The organism is Streptomyces shenzhenensis (genome assembly GCF_021462265.1).
Classification (GTDB): Bacteria; Actinomycetota; Actinomycetes; order Streptomycetales; family Streptomycetaceae; genus Streptomyces; species Streptomyces shenzhenensis.
Window position 1 is genome coordinate 19,451 of record NZ_JAJONF010000063.1, and the last position, 21,119, is coordinate 40,569.

Sequence of the window (21,119 nt, forward strand, 5' to 3'; positions counted from 1 at the left end):
GCGCTGCGGTAGAGCTCCAGCATCGACGACGCGTTGACCGGTGCGGGGACGCCGGGGGCAGCGGCTGCAGTTCTTCCTGTCCGAATCGCCCTGGGAGCCGAGCTGGTCAACCACCGGCGGCTTGAGCTGCTGTGCGGGAAGCCGGCGAGCTCTGTCAGCCCGTTCCTGAGCCGCCCTGGTGCACCTGCACGGTGGGTTCGACGCCGCGGGCGTCGACGACCTCGCGCCACGCGTCCAAGCCCGCCTGGAAGGCGACGATTCCGGCCTCCGGGAGGGCGATCTCGATCGCTTCGAGGATCTCCTGCGAGGTGACACCGAGGTCCAGGGCTACCCGGATGTGGCTCTGGATGTGTCCTTTGCCCGCTCTCATCACGGTCAGGCTCAGGATGAAGAGCAGTTACCCTCGTGGGTCCACGGACGAGTTCTTCGGTGTGCAGGCCTGGCCGTTGGGACAGGGGACCTGCCCCACCGTTGCCTCGTGACTCGCTGACGAGCCGCATCGGGTCCTCGCCGGCTCGGGGCCGGTCGGACACGGTGGGGACCGCACGCGCTTACAAACCGTGTCGGCGCCCTCGGTCAAGCGGCGGTTGCTCATGGGCGGTGCGGTCCCCGTGCGTTGCCTCACGACCCCTGATCGGACAGACATTCTCCGATCAGGGACATGGACATGGCCACCTCACGGTGACGATGGGCGCCCCGGAGCTTTCGTCTGGTTGATGTCGCCGATCACCTGCCACAGCCGCAGCGCCCGCCCTCGGTGCTGGAGCGCCAGATGGTGAACGCCGGCGGCGGCGTCCAGGTCGCCGATCAGTTGCCAGCAGGCGGCCTCGTCCTGGCGGTCGCCGTGCCGGTGGAACAGGCCCGCCGCGCGCTCCAACGCCGGGCTCGCCCGGTCCCGGTCGTGTTGACCGGCGTACACGCGGCCGACTTCCAGCAGCGTGTACGCAACGCACCGCTCGTCGGCCAGTTCCTCGAAGGTGACCAACGCCTGCCACAGGCAGCGCAGCGCCTCGTCCGGATCACCACGCCGATCGTGCAGCCGGCTGAACCGCCGCAGCACCACGGCCACGCGATGCCCGTCGCCCAGCGCCCTGGCCTGGCTCAAGGCCCCGTCGAACCAGAACTCCGCCTCGTCGAGCCTGCCCTGCATGAGCTTCAGCACGGCCATGGAACAGGACAGCTGCGCTTCGATGTGCCGGTCGCCCTCACCGGCCGCGATGGCCAGCGCGTGCTCGACACGTTCGAGGGCTTCGTCGTCACGGCCCTGCACGCGGCTGACCGTACCCAGCATGGCCACCGACAGCGCCTCGCCGCGTTTGTCCCCACCGTCCTGACACAGCCCGAGGGAGGACTCCAGGGCCCGGGCGGCCCGATCGAACTCGTCCTGGTAGATGTGCAGCTGGCCAAGACCGCGCAGCAGCACCGATGCGCCGCGCGCGTTGCCGGCGGCCTCGGCCGCGTCCAACGCGAGCCGGTGCCCGTGCTGCCAGTCCTGATAGAGACACCGGTGGTCGTAGTAGGTCGCCGCGCCGGCCGCCAGCTCCCAGGCCAACTCGTCCAGGCCCCAGTCCACGGCCAGTTTCACCGCGCCGAGCAGGTTGTCGCGTTCCGCGTCGAACCAGCCGACCGGGTCGGCCATCAGCCGGTCCATGACCGCATCGGGCAGCGACCGGCGCGGTGCCGAACCGGGCGCGGCTGCCAGCAGCCCGGCCGTCGGCAGCCGATCGGTACCGCGCCCGATCAGCTCAAGCCAAACGGACAGCACCCGGGTGATCGCGTCCCGCTTGTCTTCCATCGGCAGCGGGGCGGCGATCTCCACGGCACAGGTTCTGATCAGGTCGTGCAGCCGGTAACGCGGCTCGCCGAGGGCGTCGGTGGCGGTCAGCCGCACCAGGCTGGCGTCGACGAGGGTGTCCAGCACCTCCTCGGCGTCCGAGCGGTCGAGCAGCGGGCCGACCACCCAGCCGGGCAGGGTGTAGGCGCCGAGCAGACCCAGCAGGCTCAGCGCGCGCACCGCGTCGGCCGGCAGCAGCCGTAAGCTCAGTTCGACACTGGCTCGCACGCTGAGGTCCCCGATCCTCAGCTCGGCCAGCCTCCGGGACTCGTCCTCGATCCGTTCCCGCAGCACCCGCAGCGACCAGGCCGGGCGGCCCGTGAGCTTGCCGCTGGCGATCCGGATCGCCAGCGGCAGGTTGCCGCAGCAGTCGAGGATCGCGTCTGCCTCCCCCGGTTCCCGTTCGACCCGCCGCCGTCCGACAATTCCCGTGAACAACTCCCGCGCCTCTGCCGGGCTCAGCACGTCCAGGTCGATGTGCCGAGCGCCGGGGAGTTGCGTCAGCAGAGTGCGGCTGGTGATCAACACGGCACAGCCGTCGGCCGCCGGCAGCAAGGGCAGCACCTGATCGGCGTGACCGGCATCGTCCAGCACCACCAGCATGCGACGGTCCACCAGCAACGACCGGTAGAGCGCTGCCCGCTCGGCCAGGCGGTTCGGGATCGCGCTGCCGGCGATCGAGAGCGCGCGCAGTGCCTCGGCCAGCATCAGCCCCGGGTCCCGCGGCTCATCCGATGTCGCCGCGAGGTTGAGGTAGAGCTGGCCGTCGGGGAAGTCGGCGCTCGCCAGCCGCGCGGCGTGCGTCACCAGGCAGGACTTGCCGACACCGGGACCGCCCACGATGACGGCCACCGGGGCCCGGTTCGACGCCGACCCGTCGAGCAGCCCGGCGATCTCGGCCAGTGCTTCGGTCCGGCCCACGAAGTCGGATACGTCGAGGGGAAGTTGACGTACCGGCATCGCCATCGCCGGCCCGGGAGCCGCCGGGGCAGCGCTCTCCGGTGGTGTGGCCGGGGGGCCATTTGCCGGGATCGTAGCCACCAGGGCGGGATCTGCGGTCAGGACGCGCTGGTGCAGCGCCTGCAGCGGCGGGGTGGGGTCGACGCCGAGTTCGTCGGCCAGTGTCCGGCGCAGCCGCTCGTACACCTGCAGCGCCTCGCCTTGTCTTCGGCACCGGTAGAGGGCGACCATCAGGTGCTCGGCGACCTGCTCGTCGTAGGGATGCTCGTGGAGCAGAGCGGTCAGCTCGTCGATGACCTCTCGATGACGCCCCAGGCCGAGTTCGATGGCCAGGCACTGTTTGTGCGTGGCCGCACGTTTCTCGTTCAGCCGTGCCGCGTCGATCTCCAGGACTTGGCTGGGAGTGTCGACCAGGGCGTCTCCGCGCCAGCAGGCCAGCGCCCGCCGCAGCGCGACCGCTGTCTCCAACGGGGTCGTGTGCTGTTCGGCGAGGTGTCGCTGGTGCTCGAACTCCAGCAGGTCTAGCTGATCTTGAGTCAGGTGGATCTCATAGCCGCCGCGCCGCGTGCTGATCAGAGTGCCGGGTGATCCGCAGGCGACGAGGTTGCGGCGCAGCCCGGAGACAGCGTCCTGGACCTGACGGACCGCAGTGGCGGGCGCGTTCGTGTCCCACATCACGGCGACGAGCCGTTCCGTGGCGACGATGTTGTTGGCGTCGATCAGAAGTGCTGCCAGCATCTTGGCCTGCCGCGGCCCGTTCAACGGGACCGCGCGTCCGGCGATCTGGGCGCGTAACGGCCCCAGTAAGCCGAATTTCATGCTCCCCCTGGTACGTGACGATTAACGCCCATCCCCCTGGCTGACCTCGCACAAGGACGAATCTAGGACGGCCGGCGGATCCGTGTCCATAGCGCCTCTGCAGCACGGCTCACCGAAGACACGTGGGCAGGCAAGGGTGCGGAGGGTGCCTTCGCCCGGTACCTCGGCAGCATCCGGGCCGGTGTCCCGGGAGCAGAAGCAGCCGCACCGATTCATGGGGGCACCGGTTGCCCCCTGAAGCTCGTCGCAGGGTGGCCCGGCAGGCGAACTCCGCCGCGGCCGCGCACGCACCGCCGCGCAGGCCACACCCACCACCGCACCACTTCCGATCGGCAAAACGACAGAAGGAGCACTCATCAATCATGCCTCGCGACTGGAAGACCTTCGGCGCACTGGCGGTCGCAGGTCGCTGCGCCACGATCGGGCTCGCCACGGGAACCACTGAGGCGCAGACGCGGATAAAGACCAGCAACGTCACGGAACCAGGTTGGTACAACGACTCCGGCAGAACCGGCAACTACCAGTTCGTGGCGAACAATTGGGACAGCCGTTACCAGCGCTACCAGCAGTCGCTCGTCCGGGTGTCCGGGCAGGACGGCGGCAAGGACATGGCCCACTGCCTGCCGCCCCTGGGCGACAACTCCCTGACCGAGGAGGACCTCGCCAGCCTCGGCTCGACGGCCCTCCAGGTGGTCGTCGACGCTCTCGCGAAGTGCGCCGCCGCAGGCCAGTCCGCCGTCACGGACCCACCGCAGGACGCGGTCACGCTCTGGCTCGGCCTGCACGGCCTCGCCCACCAGCGCGCCGACAGCCGCACGTTCCCCTGGCCGGAGGAGAGCATCACCGAGGCCATGATCACCAGACTGGCCTGCCTCAAGGAGACCTGACCACATCGCCACCCCGAGACAATGCGACGACGCCCCAGGGCCGACCTCGAGGAACACCGAAGGCGCCCTTCTCTCGCCGCACGTACCGAACTCGTGCCGGTGTTCAGCGGTGCGATGCCGTGCTGAGGGCGGATCGATGCTCGGCCCGGCCTTTCCACGGTCGGGCCGGAGAGGACGCATGTGTTACTCGCTCTTGAAGATCACCTGGCCATTACCGGTGCCCGCCCGCGGGAGAGCCGCTGTAGGGGTCTTCCAGGTCCTCATGCGTGCGAAGACGTGCCCGACACGGGCTCGGACTTTGCGGTGAGAGGCGTTGTGCTCCCGCTTTCCAAGCGGGAAGTTCGTCCTGGCCGGGCGGGCGCCGGTGCGGGATGACCGGGCCCGTCCCCCGGTATCCGCCGTCCGTGATGACCATGGCCTTGCCGACGGCGGCGTTCGCTCCGGACAGTTCCCATGCCTTGCAGTCGTTCCGGTTGCCGGGCAGAGGCCGGCCGACGGTGACGACGAGTTGAGCGTCGGCGTCGATGACGACCTGGTGATTGGTGGAGTACCGATGGTTCTTCGACTGCTCGGCGACCGTGTGATCCCGGGTCGGGACCAGGGTGCCGTCCACGATCAGCACGGTCTCCTTGCGGAACCGTTTGCGCTGATGCAGGGCGAGTAGCGGTCCGAGATGATCGACGATACGGGCGGCGGCCGACTTGGACACGCCGGACAATGGTCCAAGCTGTCGCCGCGTCAGGTTCGTCCGCCAGTACGCGGTGACCAGGTGCGGCGGGGTGTCCCACCCGGACCGCGGAGCCGCAGGGCAGATGCGACGGGGTCGCCGCGGACCTGGGTGAGCAGGGGGTCCGCGGGTGAGAGCGGCGGATCGGCAGCGCGGAATCGGGCCACGCCGGGGGCGTCACGTGACGTGCGGACGGGTCCCGGTTCCGGTTGGTGGTCATCCGGGGTCCGGCCCGGTGGACGCGGCGGCTGTGAACGTGGTTCCACGGTTGGGAGGATGCGGTGGTCGCTGCACACTCCCCGGGCTGAGCCCACGCCTCGCCCCGGCTGCGTCACGCCGCCCCCGGCCGACGGTCACTCCTGGCGATCGCCCGGCTCGACCGCCCGTCGCCGGCCGGTCACGAGGAGGGCCCGTGGTATCTCGACCCCGTGCCGTTCCACCCCATCGGGTCGTCGGCCCGGTCCTGGTGGTTCACCGTGCCGGACGACGGGTGGTTCGCCACTCCGCCGACGGGGGAACCGCCGATGACGGCGGCCAGGATGAACGGCAGCGCCAGGACGGCGGCCAGGAGGAACTGACGCAGCGGAAAGCCGGATTTGTATCGCTTCACTTTATGTATCCGTTCTGGTGAGTTCTACGCCGCGGGCCACGGGGCCCACAGCGATTGGCCATGCTGGCAGACCGTGATCAACGGGTGATCAATGTGCAGGTCGCGCGGTGAATGGGCGGCTGCTGCGCCCGATGCCGCAACAGCCGTCTCCGCGACGGGAGCGCCTTCCCGCGGGCCGTGAACGACGTCATGGAGCGACGCTCCGGTCCGTCGTCAGGCCGCCCATGATCTCCGCGTCGTCGGCGAGGATCGCCTGGTGCAGCGCGTGCAACTGCCGTCCGGGGAAGATTCCCAGGTCGTCGGCGAGCAGCTGGTACGCCTCGCGATAGGTGGCCAGCGCGGCGTGGCGTTGGCCGGACCGCCACAGGGCCATCATGAGATCCGCGCGCAGTCGTTCCTGGTGCGGGTGATCAGCGACCGTGGCGAGGAGTTCGGGGATTATCTCGAAGTGCTGACCGTCCGCGAGCTGCGCCTGGAAGTACTTCATCAGCAGTCCGAGCCGGAACTGTTCCAGCCTGGCCGCCTCGGCCTGCATGACCAGAGTGTGGGTGAGGCCGCTCAAAGGCTTGCCCCGCCACAGCCGGATCGCCTCGCGCAGCAGCCTGCCGGCCTCCTTGGGCGCACCGTTGTGGAGGCTTTCCTGGCCGAGCTGCAACAGTTGCTGGCACCGCTCCAGATCGACCTGATCGGACTCCGCCGTGAGCTGGTACCCGTCGCTGGTCGTGATCAGACGGACGCCGGTCGCGCAGGCGAACTGCCGGCGCAGACGGCTCACGTACAGCTGGATGTTCTTCTTGGCGCTCGAGGGTGGTGCCTCCCCCCAGACGGCCTCGATGATGTTGTCGACCGAGACGTGCCGGTTGGCATGGAGACACAGGTAGGCGAAGAGGATCTGCGGCTTCGCTCCTCCCGGGGACACGGTGACACCGGACACGAGGATCTCGAGCGGCCCTAAGAGATTCAGCTGAGTGGGTCCGGTCTCGACCCCCGCGTCCGGGGCGGCGTCCGAACGGGACGTTCCGCCGCCCTGCCACGCTGTGCGCATGAGCTCCACTCCTACCCCCTTACGAAAAACAAGGACCATCCGGGGAACTGGCGACCCGTCCTGATGACGGGCCGCGTGTCAGACGAGGGGCAGGTCATAGACTCATCCGGATTCCTATTTTATGAACTCATCGGCGACCCGGGGCGGCCACGAATTGATTTGCAGTATTCCCGTCGAGTAGGCGAGCGCGATCAGCGCCACCCGATTCGGCATGCCGAACTGTCGGAGCATGCGCGAGATGTGGTAATCGACGGTCTTGGGGCTGATGAATAAACGTGAGGCCAGGAATTCTGATGTCAGTCCCGCCGCGGTTCCTTCGAGGATCTTCGCCGCCATCTCACCGATGACCAGACTCTCGCTGACGGTCTTCGGCCCGGCCGGGTCCGTGGGGTGGAAGAGCTGTATGGCCACGGCCCTGTTCGGCGAACTACCCCACAGGGCTGTCGCGGTGAGCACGGCAATCAGCGGTGTGGCAGACCGTCGCCGCAGTGCTATGCGGTGACTGAACTGGTCCCGGTCTCCGATGAGCAGCTGGTTCAGGTCGCGGTCGAGAGCCTCGCGGAGGTCCGATTCTATGAGGCAGCGGAACGGCTTTCCGTACAGTTCCTCGCCCGACCCGCCGAACTGGCGGAAGAATTCCGGACTCCCGTACTGCATCTGGTGCTTGCGGTCGAGAAAAACCAAGATCTCTCTGTCCGTTGTCAGCGCAGAATGACCCATTCGTGCTCCTGTGGCTTTCGACTGCACCCTGCCGGCCCGATCGACGGCGACTCGCAGGGCAGACCTGTCGTAGGCGCCGCTGGGCATAGAGCGTGCACGCGCCCGACCTGTTCGGTTACGGCCATACTGGCTCACGACGATCAGCGCACGATCAGTGCGGAATCGATGAGTGCGGGAGCCGCCCGCACCAGGGAACTCCGCGGTCCCGGGCCCGCTTCCGAGGAACGGCACCGGGACGTCGGCCGGCACCCGGGCACAGCGAGCGGAGCGGCACCGGGCGCCGGCGGACCGTCCGGCCCCCGAGCCGCTACGACGACGGGCCGGCCGGGGTCCTCGGACCGGTGCCCGGTGTCAGCACGGCTGCGGACGCCCGATGGCGACCGGTGCGGCCACCGTCGTCGGGACGCGCGGGATCACCGCGGATCGGCGTGTCCGACGGCCAGGTCACCGAGCGAGACCGGTGCACCGGGACCGGGCAGGGCGGCGAGCCTGGTCCGCCTCGCGTGGTCCACCAGGTCCTGCGGGGTCAGACCGGCCAGTGCCTTGCTCACGTGCTCGAGCATGGCGGTGGCGGCGGCGAGGACGGCTTCGTCGTCCAGCGGGCGCGCTTCGACGTTCATCGCCCTGGCCGTGAGCTTCTGGAGGCTGCGGAACAGATCGCCCTTGTGGACCTCACGGATCGTCAGTGACAGGTGCACGGACAGGCCGCCGCTCCCGACTGCCTCGTGGGCGAAGGCGCGTGGGATGTACAGGACGTCCCCGGCGTGCACGGTGGCGCGCAGCACCTCCGCCGGCTTCTCCCCCTCCACCCTCCCCTCGCGCCATTCGCCGTTCGCCGGTCCCTCGTAGACACGCCAGTCCTTGCTGCCGGCCAGTTGGAGAACGAGCACATCGGCGTCGTCGCGATGCAGTGGAGCTCCCTGGGCGCCAGGCGGGGTGACGAAGCAGAACGCCTCCACCGGCCGCTGGAGTTCGGCCGACAGGCGGGCCAGCAGATCACGGGTGGGGCGGTGCCACTGGTCGACCCGGTGCATGAGCAGGGTCGCGCCCTGCTCGATCAGCCCCCGTATCTTCTTCTGGTCGGCGAACCCCGGATGGGAGACGCCTCGGACCGAACGTGCCGAGACGTAGGTGTCGGCGGGCAGGGGCCCCTCGGCGCCGGTCATCTCCAGGTAGGGCTCGTGCAGGAAGCCGCTGGCGAGGGCGCCGTCCACGTCGGCCGGCGTGAAGGGACTGACGAGGGAGCCGTCGGGAGTGAAGACACCGGGACGGCGGCGCCAGTGGTCGGCGGCGAAGGCCGCCGGGTCGCCGACCCACCGGGACAGTGTCGTGGAGTGCGCAATGGTCATGTCGTGCGTTCCTCTCTGTGCTCGGACGATGTGCGCCGGGGCACGTGGAGCCGGAGAACGGGCAGGTCGCCCCGCTCGAAGCGCTGTTTCGTCTCGGAGATCCGCACCTTGCCGCTGGTCGTCACGGGAAGGCCGCCGGCGGGCAGCAGGGCGACCTCGGAGACGTACAGGTCGAGGACCTGGGCGAGCCGGCGCCGCACCTGGGCGGCCAGTTGCGCGGGGGACGGTGCGCCGGGGCCGCCGGTCACTTCCGACACCAGGCACAGGAGTTCGCCGGCCGCCTCGTCCTCGACGGTGAAGGCGGCGCACCGCCCCGGTCTGAGGCCCGGTACGGCGGCACAGGCCGCGGCGATGTCCGCGGGATGGAAGTTGCGGCCGCGGTGCACGAGTACGTCGTCCGTCCGTCCGAGGACGAACAGCTGTCCGCCGTCGAGGAACCCGAGGTCCCCGGTGGGGTGCCAGCGGGATCGCCGGACCGGCTTGCGCCAGTAGCCGCTGAAGAGCTGCGGGCCCCGGATGTGGATCTCGCCCACGCGGTGCGGGTCCTGACGGCCGTCGCCGATGCGTACCCGGGTTCCCGGCAGCGGGACGCCCGAGGAGAGCAGGGTGGTGGAGGGGGTTCCCCGCGCGGCGCGGACCGCGCGGCCCGCACGCAGCGCTTCGGTGCTGACGGCGAGGCGGAGCGGCGGGAGTTCGGGGGTGGTGGCGGTGACCGTGAGGGTCGCCTCCGCCATCCCGTACGAGGGACACAGGACCTCGGCCCGGAACCCCGCTGCCGCGAACCGGGCGGCGAACCGCTCGGCGGTGGCGGTGCGGACCACCTCACCCGCGCTGCGCGCGACCCGCCAGGCACGCAGGTCCAGGAGGGCCATCTCGTCGTCGGTGGTCTTGCGCGCGCACAGGTCGTACGCGAAGTCGGGAGCGCTGGACAGCGTGCCGCGGCAGACGGTGAGAGCGGAGAGCCATTCCGCCGGACGGCGGGCGAAGCGCTCGGTCGGCAGGAGCACGGACTCGTATCCGCTGAACAGCGGCCTGAGGATTCCGGTGATCAGACCCATGTCGTGGCTGAGCGGCACCCATGTGACGGCGACGTCGGCCGGGCTCTCGCGGTAGCAGACGGCCGCCTGGCGGCAACTCGACCGCAGGGCGCGGTGATCGATGACGACGCCCTTGGGAGAGCCGGTCGATCCGGAGGTGTACTGGAGAAAGGCCGGTGTTCGCGGGCTCACCCGTGCGTCGGGCGCGCCGCCGCGCTCCGGCAGGGCGGCGGCGACCGCCGGCAGCTCCTCCCAGGTGCGGATCGGGACCTGCGTGGCGGAGTCCTCCAGCGCGGGGCGCACCGTGTCCCGCCACGCTTCCGTGGTGATCACGAGAGCCGGGCAGCAGTCCCGGACGACGGCACGCAGTCGCTGCTCGAACGCCGCCGCGCGCATCGTGCGCGGGCCTGGGGCGGGAACCGCGACGAGTCCGGTGCCGATCACGGCCAGCAGGACGACGGCGAACGTCTCGTCGTTCGGCAGCACCAGGACCACCCGTTGTCCTGGTTCGGCGTCCAGGCCCCGCAGCGCGCGGGCGACGGTGTCCACCAGCCGGTCCAGTTCCCCGAAGGTCGTACGGCGCCGGATCTCCCCTTCGTCCCAGCTGGTCAGGGCGATGGCGTCCGGCCGGTGCCGGGCGTGGTGCCGGAGCCATCCGGTGGCTGTGACGGAGTCGTGGGCTGGTCCTCCGCTACCGGGGGCCATGGGGAGCGCTCCGGGCCAGGACGCCGAGATCGGCCCGCCGCAGCTTGCCGCTGGGCGTACGGGGCAGGGAGCCCGAAACCGCGAGCACGACGCGCGGGCAGGGCAGATCCAGTTGCTCCGCCGTGGCCTCGATGGCGGGCACCGGGTCCTGGAAGCCGGCACCGTGACTGTGTTCCACGAAGCACACCGGTCCGTCGCCGGCGCCGTCGAGGGCGGCGGCGTCGGTGACTCCGGGCAGCAACCGGATGTCGTGCTCGAGCCGCGCCATCCGGATCTCCCGCGGGCTGTCGGCCCGGCCGAGGACGAACAGATATCCCTCGTCGTCGAGATGGCCCACGTCCCCGGTCTTCAGCACGCCGGTGTCGGACGGAGCCCGGTCGGCCGCCCGCAGCCGGATGTCTATGTCCCCGGTCTCGCCCGCGGGCACGGGCCGGCCCTCCCGCGAGATCTCGACCCGGATCCCCGGCAGGGGTCGTCCGACCGATCCGGGCCTGGCCAGCCACTCCGCCGTCGTGATCTCGGTGATGACACCGTGGGACGTGCCGTAGTACTCGTGCAGGACCGGCCCGAACAGGTCGATGGCCGCGCGCTTGACCCCGGGTGGGCAGGCGGCTCCGCCGTGGAAGACGACCTGGAAGGGGTGGCGCGGTGCCGCACCGGCCTCGACGAGGTCGGTCAGTCGGTCGGGGCTGAGCATGACGCTGTCCGCACCGTGACGGTCCGCCAGTTCTGTGAAGGCGTCGCAGGACCAGGTTCGCTGGACGACGACCGTGCTGCCCGCCTGCAGCGCGTACAGGGCGGGGCCGAGAGTGCCCAGGTGGTAGGTGGGGTTGGCCATCAGGTGCGGGCCACGGCCGGCTCCGGCGCCGTAGCGTTCGGCGACCGCGACCCCGCGGTACGGCCTGCGTGGACGTGTCCGCGCCACGGCCTGCGGCAGTCCGGTGGTCCCGGAGGTGGCGAACACGAGATGGCCCGCGGCGGGCGGTGTCGCGGGCGTGCCGGGGCCGTCCGCCCGGGCCGTCAGCTGCGTGTCGGTCACGACCGGGCAGGGCAGGGCGGGGCCGTCGGCCCAGGGCCGGGCGCTGATGTGCGCGGCGGTGGACACCGAGGCGAGCAGGGCAGGTCCCATGGGAATCCCGAGCAGCTCACGGTCGATGGGGAAGAGTCCGAAGCCGTGTCGCAGCGCGGCGAGGGCCAGTGCGAAGAAGGCCGGTCCGGTGGGGATGTCGGTCGACACGACCGCGCCGTCCGGGATCCCGTGGGCGCGCAGCCCCCGGGCCAGGGCGTCCGCGCGGCCGGTGAGATCGCCGTAGGTGCTCTGCTCGCCGTCGGCGATCACGGCCACGCGGTCCGGGTGGGTCCGCGCGGTGGCCCAGGGGTCCCAGAGATAAGGCTTCATGATTCCTCAGTGCTTGGCTGTCGGCGAGGCGGAAGGGGGCTGCGCGAGCGCGGCGGCGAGTGCCGCGAGGTCGGGGAGGCTGACGACCAGTTCGACGTCGACCTCGACGCCCAGGCTCTCCTCCAGACGGAGGCTCAGTTCGACCGCGGTGATGGAGTCGCCGCCGAGGGCGAAGAAATCGTCCTCGGGCACGACCGGCCTGCCGAACACCTCGCTCACGGCGGTCAGTACCTCGTCGATCGGCGTGTCGGACATGGCGCCTTCTCTGCTCGGGGGGCGTGGGTCGGAATCGGGTACGGCGGGAAGGCGGACGGCCCTCACGGCTCTTGCCCGGTCATCCGGCGGGCACGGTGGCCGTCAGGCCGGCGAGCATGTCGTCCAGGACCGACCGTGCCAGCGGGCGGTCGGCTCGGTGCCCGTCGTAGAGGAGGTCGATGCACAGCCGGTCGCGGAACTCGGTGCACCGGAGGTGAAGCGCGAAGGTGTCATGGAAGGTGATCCTGTGCAGCGGGTAGGCGTCAGGCGTGATCCGCAGACCGCCGATGTCGTCCGCGACCGCGGAGTTCCCCTCGAACCGGCGCAGGTTGACGTAGATGTCGCGGCTGACGGGTGCTCCGCCGGTCTCCTCCGCCTCCCGGGTCAGCGCGGTGAGGTCCTCGGCGTCGAGCCTCTGGTGCCGGAGCCCGTTGAGCAGTTGGTCACGCACCTGTGTCCGCACGGAGAAGGCGTCGGCGCCGGCGTCGCGCAGGGTCAGCGGGCAGGAGCCGGCGAACATGCCCACCACGTCCATGTCCCGGGACGCACGCGAGTCCATCGAGGTCCACAGTCCCACTTCGGACATGCCGGTTCGAGCGGCCAGTGCCGTGGCGAACAACCCGACCGCCGACTGCAGGACGGTGAAGCGGAACTCGGCGCACAGACCACGCAGCGCCGTGACCGTCGCGGCCGGCAGTTCCGCGCTCACCATGCCTCCTTCCGCGGGGTCGGTCCCGGCCGGGCCGGTCCGGGGCCAGGAGACACGGGTCATGAAGGCCAGGCGTTCTCTCCAGTTCGCCTGTGCCTGCTCGCGCAGCCGCTCGCTCGTCCGCTCCCGCTGCCGGACCGCCGCGTCGGCGAACGAGGGGGCCGTGTCCGGCGGGGAGCCGCCGTCGCGCAGGGTCTGGTAATCGCGCCAGACCTCATGCCCGAAGAGGTGATGGGCCCGGCCGTCGAAGACGAGGTTCTGGAAGGTGGCCAGCAGCGCGTGGTGGTTCTCGTCGTAGCGCAGCAGCCTGATGACGAACGGCCGTTGTGTGCCGTACGACCACGGGGTGACGCAGTCGCGGGACAGCAGGACCGAAGCGTAGTGGGAGAACTGTGCGGGCGAGGCGGCCTTCACCTTCACCCTTCGGACGACCTCCTCCTCGGCCTCGATGCCCCGGGTCCACTGCAGGGGGTGCGGGCCCGGCACCGGATCCATCTGGAGGTGCAGGGCGTCGTGCCGGACCACGAAGGCGCGTACGGCCGCGGCGAGGGCGTCCGTGTCGAGGCCGCCCAGGATCTCGAACGCGAGCTGGGTGTTCTTGTGGGACCAGCCGCTGGAGAGGGTCTTGGTGTGGAACCACTCCTGCTCGTAGGTCAGGGGGAACGGGGTACGGACCCCTGGGGCCGTCAGGTCAGGCACAGGTACTCCGTTCCGCTCTCCTTGAGGACGGCGGGGGAACCCGCCTCGACGATGCGCCCGTCGCGCATGACGACGACCTGGTCCGCCTCGTCCATCACGGTCAGGCGGTGGGCTATGACGACGACGGTGATGCCCGCGTCCAGCAGCGCCCGCATGATGGATTCCTCGAGAGCCGGGTCGAGGGCGCTGGTCGCCTCGTCCAGGATGACCAGTTCGGGTTTCTTGGCCAGCGCCCGGGCCAGCACGATCCGCTGGCGTTGTCCGCCCGACAGCCCGTGGCCGCCGGGGGCGACGAGGGTGTTGTACCCCATCGGCATGGCTTCGATCTCCTCGTGGATGTGCGCCAGCCCGACCGCCGTGATCAGATCCGACTTGCTGATGTCGTCGCCGCCGAAGAGGATGTTGTCCCGGATGGTGCCGCCGAAGAGGTGCGCGTTCTGGTTGACGTAGCCGATGCGCCGCCGGTAGGTGGGCCGGTCGAGTTCGGCCAGGTCGGTGCCGTCGACGGTCAGGGTGCCGCCGGTGGGTGTGTACAGTCCGGCCAGCAGCATGCCGAGGGTGGACTTCCCGGAGCCCGAGCGGCCGATGATGGCCATGAACTGCCCTGGTTCGAGTTCGAGACTGACGCCGTCGAGGGTGGGCCGCGGAGCTCCCGGATAGCGGAAGCCGACCGCCTCGGCCTTGATCCGGCCAGGCCTGGCCACGCCGGTCTCGGCGAAGGCGCCCCGCGGTTCGGGGGCCGCTCGCAGGACGTCGTCGAGTTTGGCGAGGGTGGGCCGGACCGCGGCCAGCTGGGAGCCGGCGTCGAAGAGGCCTTCCAGCGGGATGAACAGGGCGATCGTCAGTGTCATGAAGCCCATGGCCTCGCCGAGCGAGTAACGGTGGCTCAGGACCAGCCAGATCCCGGCGACCAGCACGATCAGGGGCGCGGCGAACTGCAGCGTGCGGCTGAGGGACGCGAACAGGGCGAGGTTGCGGCGGGCGCTCAGCCGCTTGTTGACCTCATGGACCAAGGTGTGCGACCAGCGCTCCACCGCCCGGCCGTCCATGCCGGCGGCCTTGAGAGTGGTGATGCTCTCCAGCATCTCCACCAGTTCCTCCTGGGCCTTGGTCTGGCGTTCGAGGACTTCTTGGCTCAGTCCGGTCTGCCGGCGCCAGGTCAGCACGAGGATGGCGGTCTGCACGACGACCAGCACGGTGACGAGAAGCGACAGGAGCGGGTTCGCGACGGCAATGGCGATCAGATAGACGACGATGAGCAGGCTGTCGAAGACGGCCGAGACCGCGGTGAGGCTCAGGACCTGGACGAGCACGTTGCTGGTGCGGACCCGTAGCGCGAGATCACCGGAGTTGCGCACGGTGAAGAAGTCGTAGGGCAGGTCCGCCATATGCCCGACGATGCCCAGGGTGAGCCGTTTCTCGATGACGGCCTGGCGCCTGGTGACCAGAAACGATCGCGCCACGGACAAGGAGAAATAGAGGACGACCAGACCGGCCAGGATGGCGCAGGCCGTCCACGCTCCGCCGGTGGACCGGTTGCCGAGGACGCGTTCGACCAGGAATCCGGCGGTGAGCGGCAGGGCGAGTTCGAAGGCCATGAGTCCGGCGGAGGAGGCGAGGATCAGCGCCAGTTCCCGGCCGCGCGGCAGAAACTGCCGCAGGCGGTGCCAGGGGCCGGGGAGCTGACTGCCGCGTCGGCGCCGGCCGGAGCCGGCTTCGAGCGGCCGCTCGAACTCCAGGGCCACGCCCGTGAAGGACTCGGCGACCGTTGCCATGGTGAGCCTGCGGCGTCCATGGACAGGGTCGACGACATCCACATGGTCTTTGCCGGCTCCCTCCAGGACGACGAAGTGGTTGAAGTTCCAGAACAGGATCGAACCGGGGGACAGCCGGGCCAGGGCTTCCGTGCCGGCGCGTACCCCGCGGCCCTTGACGCCGTATTCACGGGCGATCTCCAGGAGGGTGCGGGCCGATGCGCCATTGCGCCCGGAACCCGCACGCGCGCGGACCTCGTCGAGGGACACGTCCACGCCATGGTGGCGCAGCACGGTCACGAGAGCGGCGGGACCGCAGTCGCTGACCTGGGTTTGGAAGCAGACCTGCAGCCGCGCTCCGCGTGTGCGTCGCCTGAACCGCTCGCGGACCGCCGTGATCCGCTCGGCTGCTCCCTTGGGCCGGGTCACGGCAGGAGCGTGACCGAAGACCGGTCCAAGGCCATCGCTCCTGCGATGGTGTTCGAGCGCCTCGGCGTTGAAACGCGAATCGCCAGGCATGAGTCCCTTCCCGTTGTGAGTCACTGGCCTGTCCGCCCGCGACAGGACGTCCGCACGTGAGCCGTCGGCCCGTCCGCCGAAGAAGCGCAGACCTTCGGCAGACGGACCGCGGACTTCAGATCGTCAGATGACGCAGGTGAGGGAAATCCCGAACTGGCCGCCGACGATGTCGTCCAGCTCCTCTTCCGACAGGTCGGAAATGTCGATGTCGTCGAAGTTTTCCATGACTTCTCTCTTTCGCAGGGGCTTCTTCGCATCCGTGGATCGGATTCTGTAACCAGAGAACGGTGTCGAGCCACACCAAGAAATCACCGAAAAGCGATGCCCGGACGAAATCCACTACAGGCACCGAACCACCTGACGAAAGGAAGCACAGGGGATGTAATGCATTCACTTCACGTCCGGATGACCGAACGACTGAACCATAGAGAGCATCATCCGATCAGTCAAGCCTCGATTCACCGCCCGCGTTATGCTCAATCCACACCGGCTACGAATTCCCGCCCGCCTGCACTGCGAACTGAATAGGGTGGGCAAGAAAGGAAAGGTTCCACATAAACGTCCACACTCATGGTCGCATGAAAATCGACCGGCAGAACGGCGGCCCGGAAAGACTAGTGGATTCCCTAGATCTTCGAGTTCCCCGCCCCGTTCGGCCGCCGGGCACACGCACCTCCGGCCGTGGGACGCGGCCGAGGTCGGCAGGGCCGTGCCGACGGCCGCCGACAGGTCCCGGCCACTCGGGGGAACGCCGGCCGGCCCGCTCGGCCGGTCGCAATTGGCCCGGATGCGGCGCCCGTTGGCTCCCCGGCGATGCCAAGCGGAAACGCCCTGATTGGTAGACTCCCGCAGGCCATGGTCTCCTGAGCCTCAGCCGGGAGATGCTCTGAGCATGTGCGGTACCCGTGGAGGAATGATCTCGGTGTTGACGATGCAAGAAGCACTGCTGGTGCTGAACAAGTACTGGACCGAACACGGGTGTTTGGTCGTTCAGCCCATGAACACCGAGGTGGGTGCGGGCACGCTCAACCCGGCTACGTTCCTGCGGGTCCAGGGACCGGAGCCGTGGCGTGTCGCATACGTGGAACCGAGCGTCCGGCCCGACGACTCACGTTACGGCGAGAACCCGAATCGGCTGCAGACCCACACGCAGTACCAGGTCATCCTCAAGCCCGAGCCCGGAAACGCGCAGGAGCTTTTCCTGGGCAGTCTGCAGGCACTGGGCATCGACACGGCGGCACATGACATTCGCTTCGTCGAGGACAACTGGGCCTCCCCGGCGCTGGGCGCCTGGGGGCTCGGCTGGGAAGTATGGCTCGATGGTCTGGAGATCACCCAGTTCACATACTTTCAGCAGGCAGGCGGCATCACCCTCGACCCGGTGTCCGTCGAGATCACCTACGGGATGGAACGCATCCTGATGGCGCTCCAGGGCGTCAATCACTTCAAGGATCTCGAGTACGCGCCGGGTGTCACCTACGGCGAGGCGTTCGGCCAGGCCGAGTACGAGATGAGCCGTTACTACCTCGACGAGGCCGATCTGGATACCCAGCGGAGCCTTTTCGAGGCCTACGCGGGCGAAGCACGCCGCATGCTCGACGCGCGACTGCCCGTCCCCGCGTACTCCTTCGTCCTCAAGTGCTCGCACGCGTTCAACGTGCTCGACGCGCGGGGCGCCATCTCCACCACGGAGCGGGCACGTTCCTTCGCCCGGATGCGCGGGTTGGCCCACGAGGTCGCCGAGTTGTGGGTCGCGCGGCGCGAGGAACTCGGATTCCCCCTGGGCCGCGTGTCGAGCGGCGACTCCGCCCCGGCCGGCACCGCGGTGAGCGAGGCTCCGGAGCGGGCGGCGGCCGCGGAACCCGTGGAGGCCGAGCAGGACACGGTGGCCCCGCCGGCCGAACCGGGGCCGGCCACCCTCGTGGTCGAGATCGGCGTGGAGGAGATGCCGCCGGCCGAGGTCACCCGGACCGCGCAGGCGGTGCGCACCGCGTTGACGGAGAAACTGGGCGCGACCCGGCTGGGACACGGTGAGATCAGGGTCGACGCCAGCCCCCGACGCGTGGTGGCCACCGTCCTCGGCGTGGAACCCCGCGAGGCCGACTACGAGCAGACCGTGCGCGGGCCCCGGGTCTCGGCGGCGTTCGACGCGGAGGGAAACCCCACCAAGGCCGCCATCGGCTTCGCCAGGAGCAACGGCGCCGAACCGGCTGACCTCGGTCGCGTCACCGTCGGGGCCAACGAGCATGTCGCGCTCACCCGGCAGGTCGTCGGGCGCTCGGCCGAGGACGTCCTCTCCGCTCTCCTCTCGGAGGTCGTGACCGGACTTCGCTCCGAGAAGAACATGCGGTGGAACGCGCCGCGGCTCTCCTTCACCCGTCCGATCCGCTGGATCATGGCTCTGCTGGGAGAGCGGGTCGTCCCTTTCACGGTGTCCAGCCTGACGTCGGGGCGTACGACGCAGGTTCACCGTGACGCGGTGCCTCCCACGGCGGAGGTGCCGACGGCCGACGGGTACCTGCCCTTTCTGAAGGAGCACGGAATCCTCGCGGACGCCGCGGAGCGGCGGCGCCTCGTGGTGGACGGCGCGGCACGGCTCGCCGAGGCCGTGGGCGGACACATCCAGACGGATCAGTACGGCGCGCTGATCGACGAGATCACCAACCTGGTCGAGTCCCCCACCCCGATCCTCGGGAACTTCGACCCGAAGTACCTCACGCTGCCCGCGGACATCCTCGTCACCGTCATGCGCAAGCACCAGCGCTACCTTCCCGTGGTGGGCGCCGACGGCAGCATGCTGCCCCACTTCGTCGCGGTGGCCAACGGAAGGTGCGACCACGACGTCGTCCGCCACGGCAACGAGGCGGTGCTGCGCGCCCGGTACGAGGACGCCTCCTTCTTCTGGAAGGCGGATCTGGAGACCCCGCTGAGCGAGATGAGGGAGAAGACGCACCTCCTCACGTTCGAGGAGCGTCTCGGCTCCATGGCGGACCGCGCCGACCGCATCTCGGCCATCGCCCGCCGGCTGGCGGAGGTCATCGGCCTGTCCGGCACGGACCACGACGTCCTGGAACGGGCCGCGGCCCTGACCAAGTTCGACCTCGGCTCCCAGATGGTCACCGAACTGTCCAGCCTCGCGGGCATCATGGCGCGCGAGTACGCCGTGCGCGCGGGCGAGAGCCAGGGGGTGGCGCAGGCCCTCTACGAGAACGAACTGCCGCGTTTCGCCGGCGACGCGTTGCCCGAGACCCTGCCGGGGGCCCTGCTGGCCCTGGCGGACCGGCTCGATCTGCTGGTCGGGCTCTTCGCGATCGGGGCCGAACCCACGGGCAGCTCGGACGCGTTCGGGCTGCGCCGCTCCGCGCTGGGCGTGGTCAACATCCTCCTCAGCAGGAGCGACCTGGCCGCGATCAGGCTCAGCCAGGCGCTGGCCGTCGCGGCGGAGCACCAGGCCGTCACGGTCGAGCAGAAGCATCTGGAGGACGCGGCCCAGTTCGTGCTGCGCCGCTTCGAGCAGCAGCTGATCGAGCTGGGGCACTCCACCACCGACGTCCGCGCGGTGCTGGTGCGCGGCGACTCGCCGCGGCTGGCCACGCGGACCCTGCAGGAGCTTGAAGGCCTGCAGGGTGACGACCGGTTCGCCACCGTTCTTGCGGCGTTCCAGCGGGTACGGCGCATCGTGCCGGCCGGGCTGGAGGCGGTGTACGACCCGGAGCAGCTCCATGAGCCCGCCGAGCAGGCTCTGCACGCCGCCCTGGTCAAGTGCCGGCAGGTCCTCGACGGGGAGACCTCGCTCGTCCGCTTCAACGCGGAGACGGGCGAGCTGGTCGACGCGGTGAACATCTTCTTCGACAACGTCCTGGTGATGTCCGAGTACCCCGCGGTCCGGGCCAACAGGCTGGGCCTGCTCGCCGGAGTACGCGACCTCGCGGAGGGCATCGTGGACTGGGAGTCGCTGGTCTGAGAGGTCCGGCCGACCACTGACGGTTCATGAGCGGGTGCCCGTACGAGCACCCGCTCGTGTGTCGGGTCGGTCACCCGCCACGGCTCCGCGCACCGGCCGGTCACGCGACCGGAGCGGTGTCCAGGGCACTTCGGCCGACACGGCGAGCACGTCGTGCCGGCCGTTCGCATGTCCTCCCCGGAGCCGGTCTCTCCTGCCCCGCAATCCCGGCGGCCTCACGTTGTATACGCATTTTCGAGGATGAACCGACGCGATTGATAGGCTGGTTGCTGTCCGACCGCGGTCGGCTGGCCACCTCAGCGCACAGGCGATCGATCCAAGCGTGAACCGATCCCACGGTGAGTCCGTGCTCATGGTGGTGACGACGGCGTTCGGAGTGGTCGGGCAAGGAGGGCCTTGGCGAGGTGACGGAAGAACTGCTCTTCGCCGTTCTCGGGGCGGTCCGCGCATACCGGGGCGACGCGGAACTGCACCTCGGTCCACCCCAGCTCCGGGCCATGCTGACGGTCCTGCTTCTGCGACCGGGGCACACCGCGTCGAAGACACAACTGGTGGACGCGCTGTGGGGCCCCACGCCCCCCAGCAAGGCCACCACCACGATCCGCACCTACGCCTGGCAGTTGCGCAGACTCCTGGAACCGGACCGCTCCACGCCGCGCGTGCTCGTGTCGGTCGGCGACGGCTACCGCCTGGTCGTCCCCCCGTCCTCGCTCGACGTGGGGCAGGCCGAGACACTCACTCGTGAGGCGGCGCAGGCACGTGCCGCGGGCCGGTTGGAGGAGGCGAGCGACAGGCTGGTCCGCGCACTCGACCTGTGGCAGGGAGAGACTCTGGCCGGAGTGCCCGGCCCCTTCGCCATGCGGCAGCGTGACCGGCTCGAGGAATTACGCATCGCTCTGCTGGAGGAACGTTTCGACCTCGACCTGTCCCTCGGTCGCCATCGCCAGGTCATTCCCGGCCTGGCGGACCTCACGGCCATGCACCCCCTGCGCGAGCGTCCGTACGGCCTGTTGATGCGCGCGCTCTACGGGGCGGGCAGACAGGCCGACGCGCTCGCGGTGTTCAGCGGTGTCAGGAAGCTGCTGCTGGAGGAGCAGGGCATCGATCCCGGGCCTGAGCTGACCGCC

At 69.7% G+C, this 21,119-nt stretch carries 14 protein-coding genes and 1 pseudogene; 3 read left to right on the plus strand and 12 right to left on the minus strand.

What is annotated here, in order from left to right; genetic code table 11:
• Positions 1–154 precede the first annotated feature (154 nt).
• Together LQ326_RS42905 and LQ326_RS42910 are read right to left on the minus strand one after the other, a co-directional pair.
• Positions 155–370 carry a carboxymuconolactone decarboxylase family protein gene (locus LQ326_RS42905; RefSeq protein ID WP_234544505.1) on the minus strand — a complete coding sequence of 72 codons (216 nt, stop codon included), beginning with the start codon at positions 368–370 and terminating at the stop codon, positions 155–157.
• Positions 371–676: 306 nt separating this feature from the next.
• Positions 677–3,613 (minus strand): AfsR/SARP family transcriptional regulator, encoded by a 2,937-nt coding sequence (locus LQ326_RS42910; RefSeq protein ID WP_234544506.1) that lies wholly within the window; start codon positions 3,611–3,613, stop codon positions 677–679.
• A 362-nt stretch (positions 3,614–3,975) separates the two neighbouring features.
• On the opposite strand from LQ326_RS42910, the gene LQ326_RS42915 reads away from it, so the two are divergent.
• Entirely contained in the window at positions 3,976–4,500 is a 525-nt protein-coding gene (locus tag LQ326_RS42915) for a TetR-like C-terminal domain-containing protein (RefSeq protein WP_234544507.1), read from the plus strand.
• A 249-nt stretch (positions 4,501–4,749) separates the two neighbouring features.
• Here LQ326_RS42915 and LQ326_RS42920 read toward each other — a convergent pair.
• The 10 genes and pseudogenes from LQ326_RS42920 to LQ326_RS42965 form a co-directional block, all read right to left on the minus strand.
• Positions 4,750–5,386, minus strand: a pseudogene (locus LQ326_RS42920) (transposase); the annotation flags it as partial.
• A gap of 238 nt (positions 5,387–5,624) precedes the next feature.
• Positions 5,625–5,837 carry a hypothetical protein gene (locus LQ326_RS42925; protein WP_234544508.1) on the minus strand — a complete coding sequence of 71 codons (213 nt, stop codon included), beginning with the start codon at positions 5,835–5,837 and terminating at the stop codon, positions 5,625–5,627.
• Between the two features lie 187 nt (positions 5,838–6,024).
• Positions 6,025–6,882, minus strand: coding sequence for an AfsR/SARP family transcriptional regulator (locus tag LQ326_RS42930; protein WP_234544509.1), 858 nt, complete (start codon positions 6,880–6,882; stop codon positions 6,025–6,027).
• 114 nt (positions 6,883–6,996) lie between these two features.
• Entirely contained in the window at positions 6,997–7,602 is a 606-nt protein-coding gene (locus tag LQ326_RS42935) for a helix-turn-helix transcriptional regulator (protein WP_234544510.1), read from the minus strand.
• A 413-nt stretch (positions 7,603–8,015) separates the two neighbouring features.
• Positions 8,016–8,951, minus strand: coding sequence for a cupin domain-containing protein (locus LQ326_RS42940; RefSeq protein WP_234544511.1), 936 nt, complete (start codon positions 8,949–8,951; stop codon positions 8,016–8,018).
• Positions 8,948–10,693: an AMP-binding protein gene (locus tag LQ326_RS42945; protein ID WP_234544512.1), complete on the minus strand. Its 1,746-nt coding sequence runs from the start codon at positions 10,691–10,693 to the stop codon at positions 8,948–8,950. The genes LQ326_RS42940 and LQ326_RS42945 overlap by 4 nt, the downstream gene beginning before the upstream one ends.
• A complete protein-coding gene (locus tag LQ326_RS42950) occupies positions 10,680–12,092 on the minus strand; it encodes a class I adenylate-forming enzyme family protein (protein ID WP_234544513.1) in 1,413 nt (470 codons plus the stop codon). Before LQ326_RS42950 ends, LQ326_RS42945 begins: the two co-directional genes overlap by 14 nt.
• A gap of 6 nt (positions 12,093–12,098) precedes the next feature.
• A complete protein-coding gene (locus tag LQ326_RS42955) occupies positions 12,099–12,347 on the minus strand; it encodes an acyl carrier protein (protein WP_234544514.1) in 249 nt (82 codons plus the stop codon).
• 79 nt (positions 12,348–12,426) lie between these two features.
• On the minus strand, positions 12,427–13,755 hold the full coding sequence (locus tag LQ326_RS42960) for a condensation domain-containing protein (protein WP_234544515.1): 1,329 nt from the start codon (positions 13,753–13,755) through the stop codon (positions 12,427–12,429).
• Complete coding sequence (locus tag LQ326_RS42965; RefSeq protein WP_234544516.1) at positions 13,743–15,938, minus strand: peptidase domain-containing ABC transporter; 2,196 nt, start codon at positions 15,936–15,938, stop codon at positions 13,743–13,745. Before LQ326_RS42965 ends, LQ326_RS42960 begins: the two co-directional genes overlap by 13 nt.
• A gap of 1,021 nt (positions 15,939–16,959) precedes the next feature.
• On the opposite strand from LQ326_RS42965, the gene LQ326_RS42970 reads away from it, so the two are divergent.
• Positions 16,960–19,992: a glycine--tRNA ligase gene (locus tag LQ326_RS42970; RefSeq protein WP_234544521.1), complete on the plus strand. Its 3,033-nt coding sequence runs from the start codon at positions 16,960–16,962 to the stop codon at positions 19,990–19,992.
• Between the two features lie 404 nt (positions 19,993–20,396).
• Positions 20,397–21,119: AfsR/SARP family transcriptional regulator (locus LQ326_RS42975; RefSeq protein ID WP_234544517.1), on the plus strand; the 723-nt coding region annotated here is incomplete at its 3' end.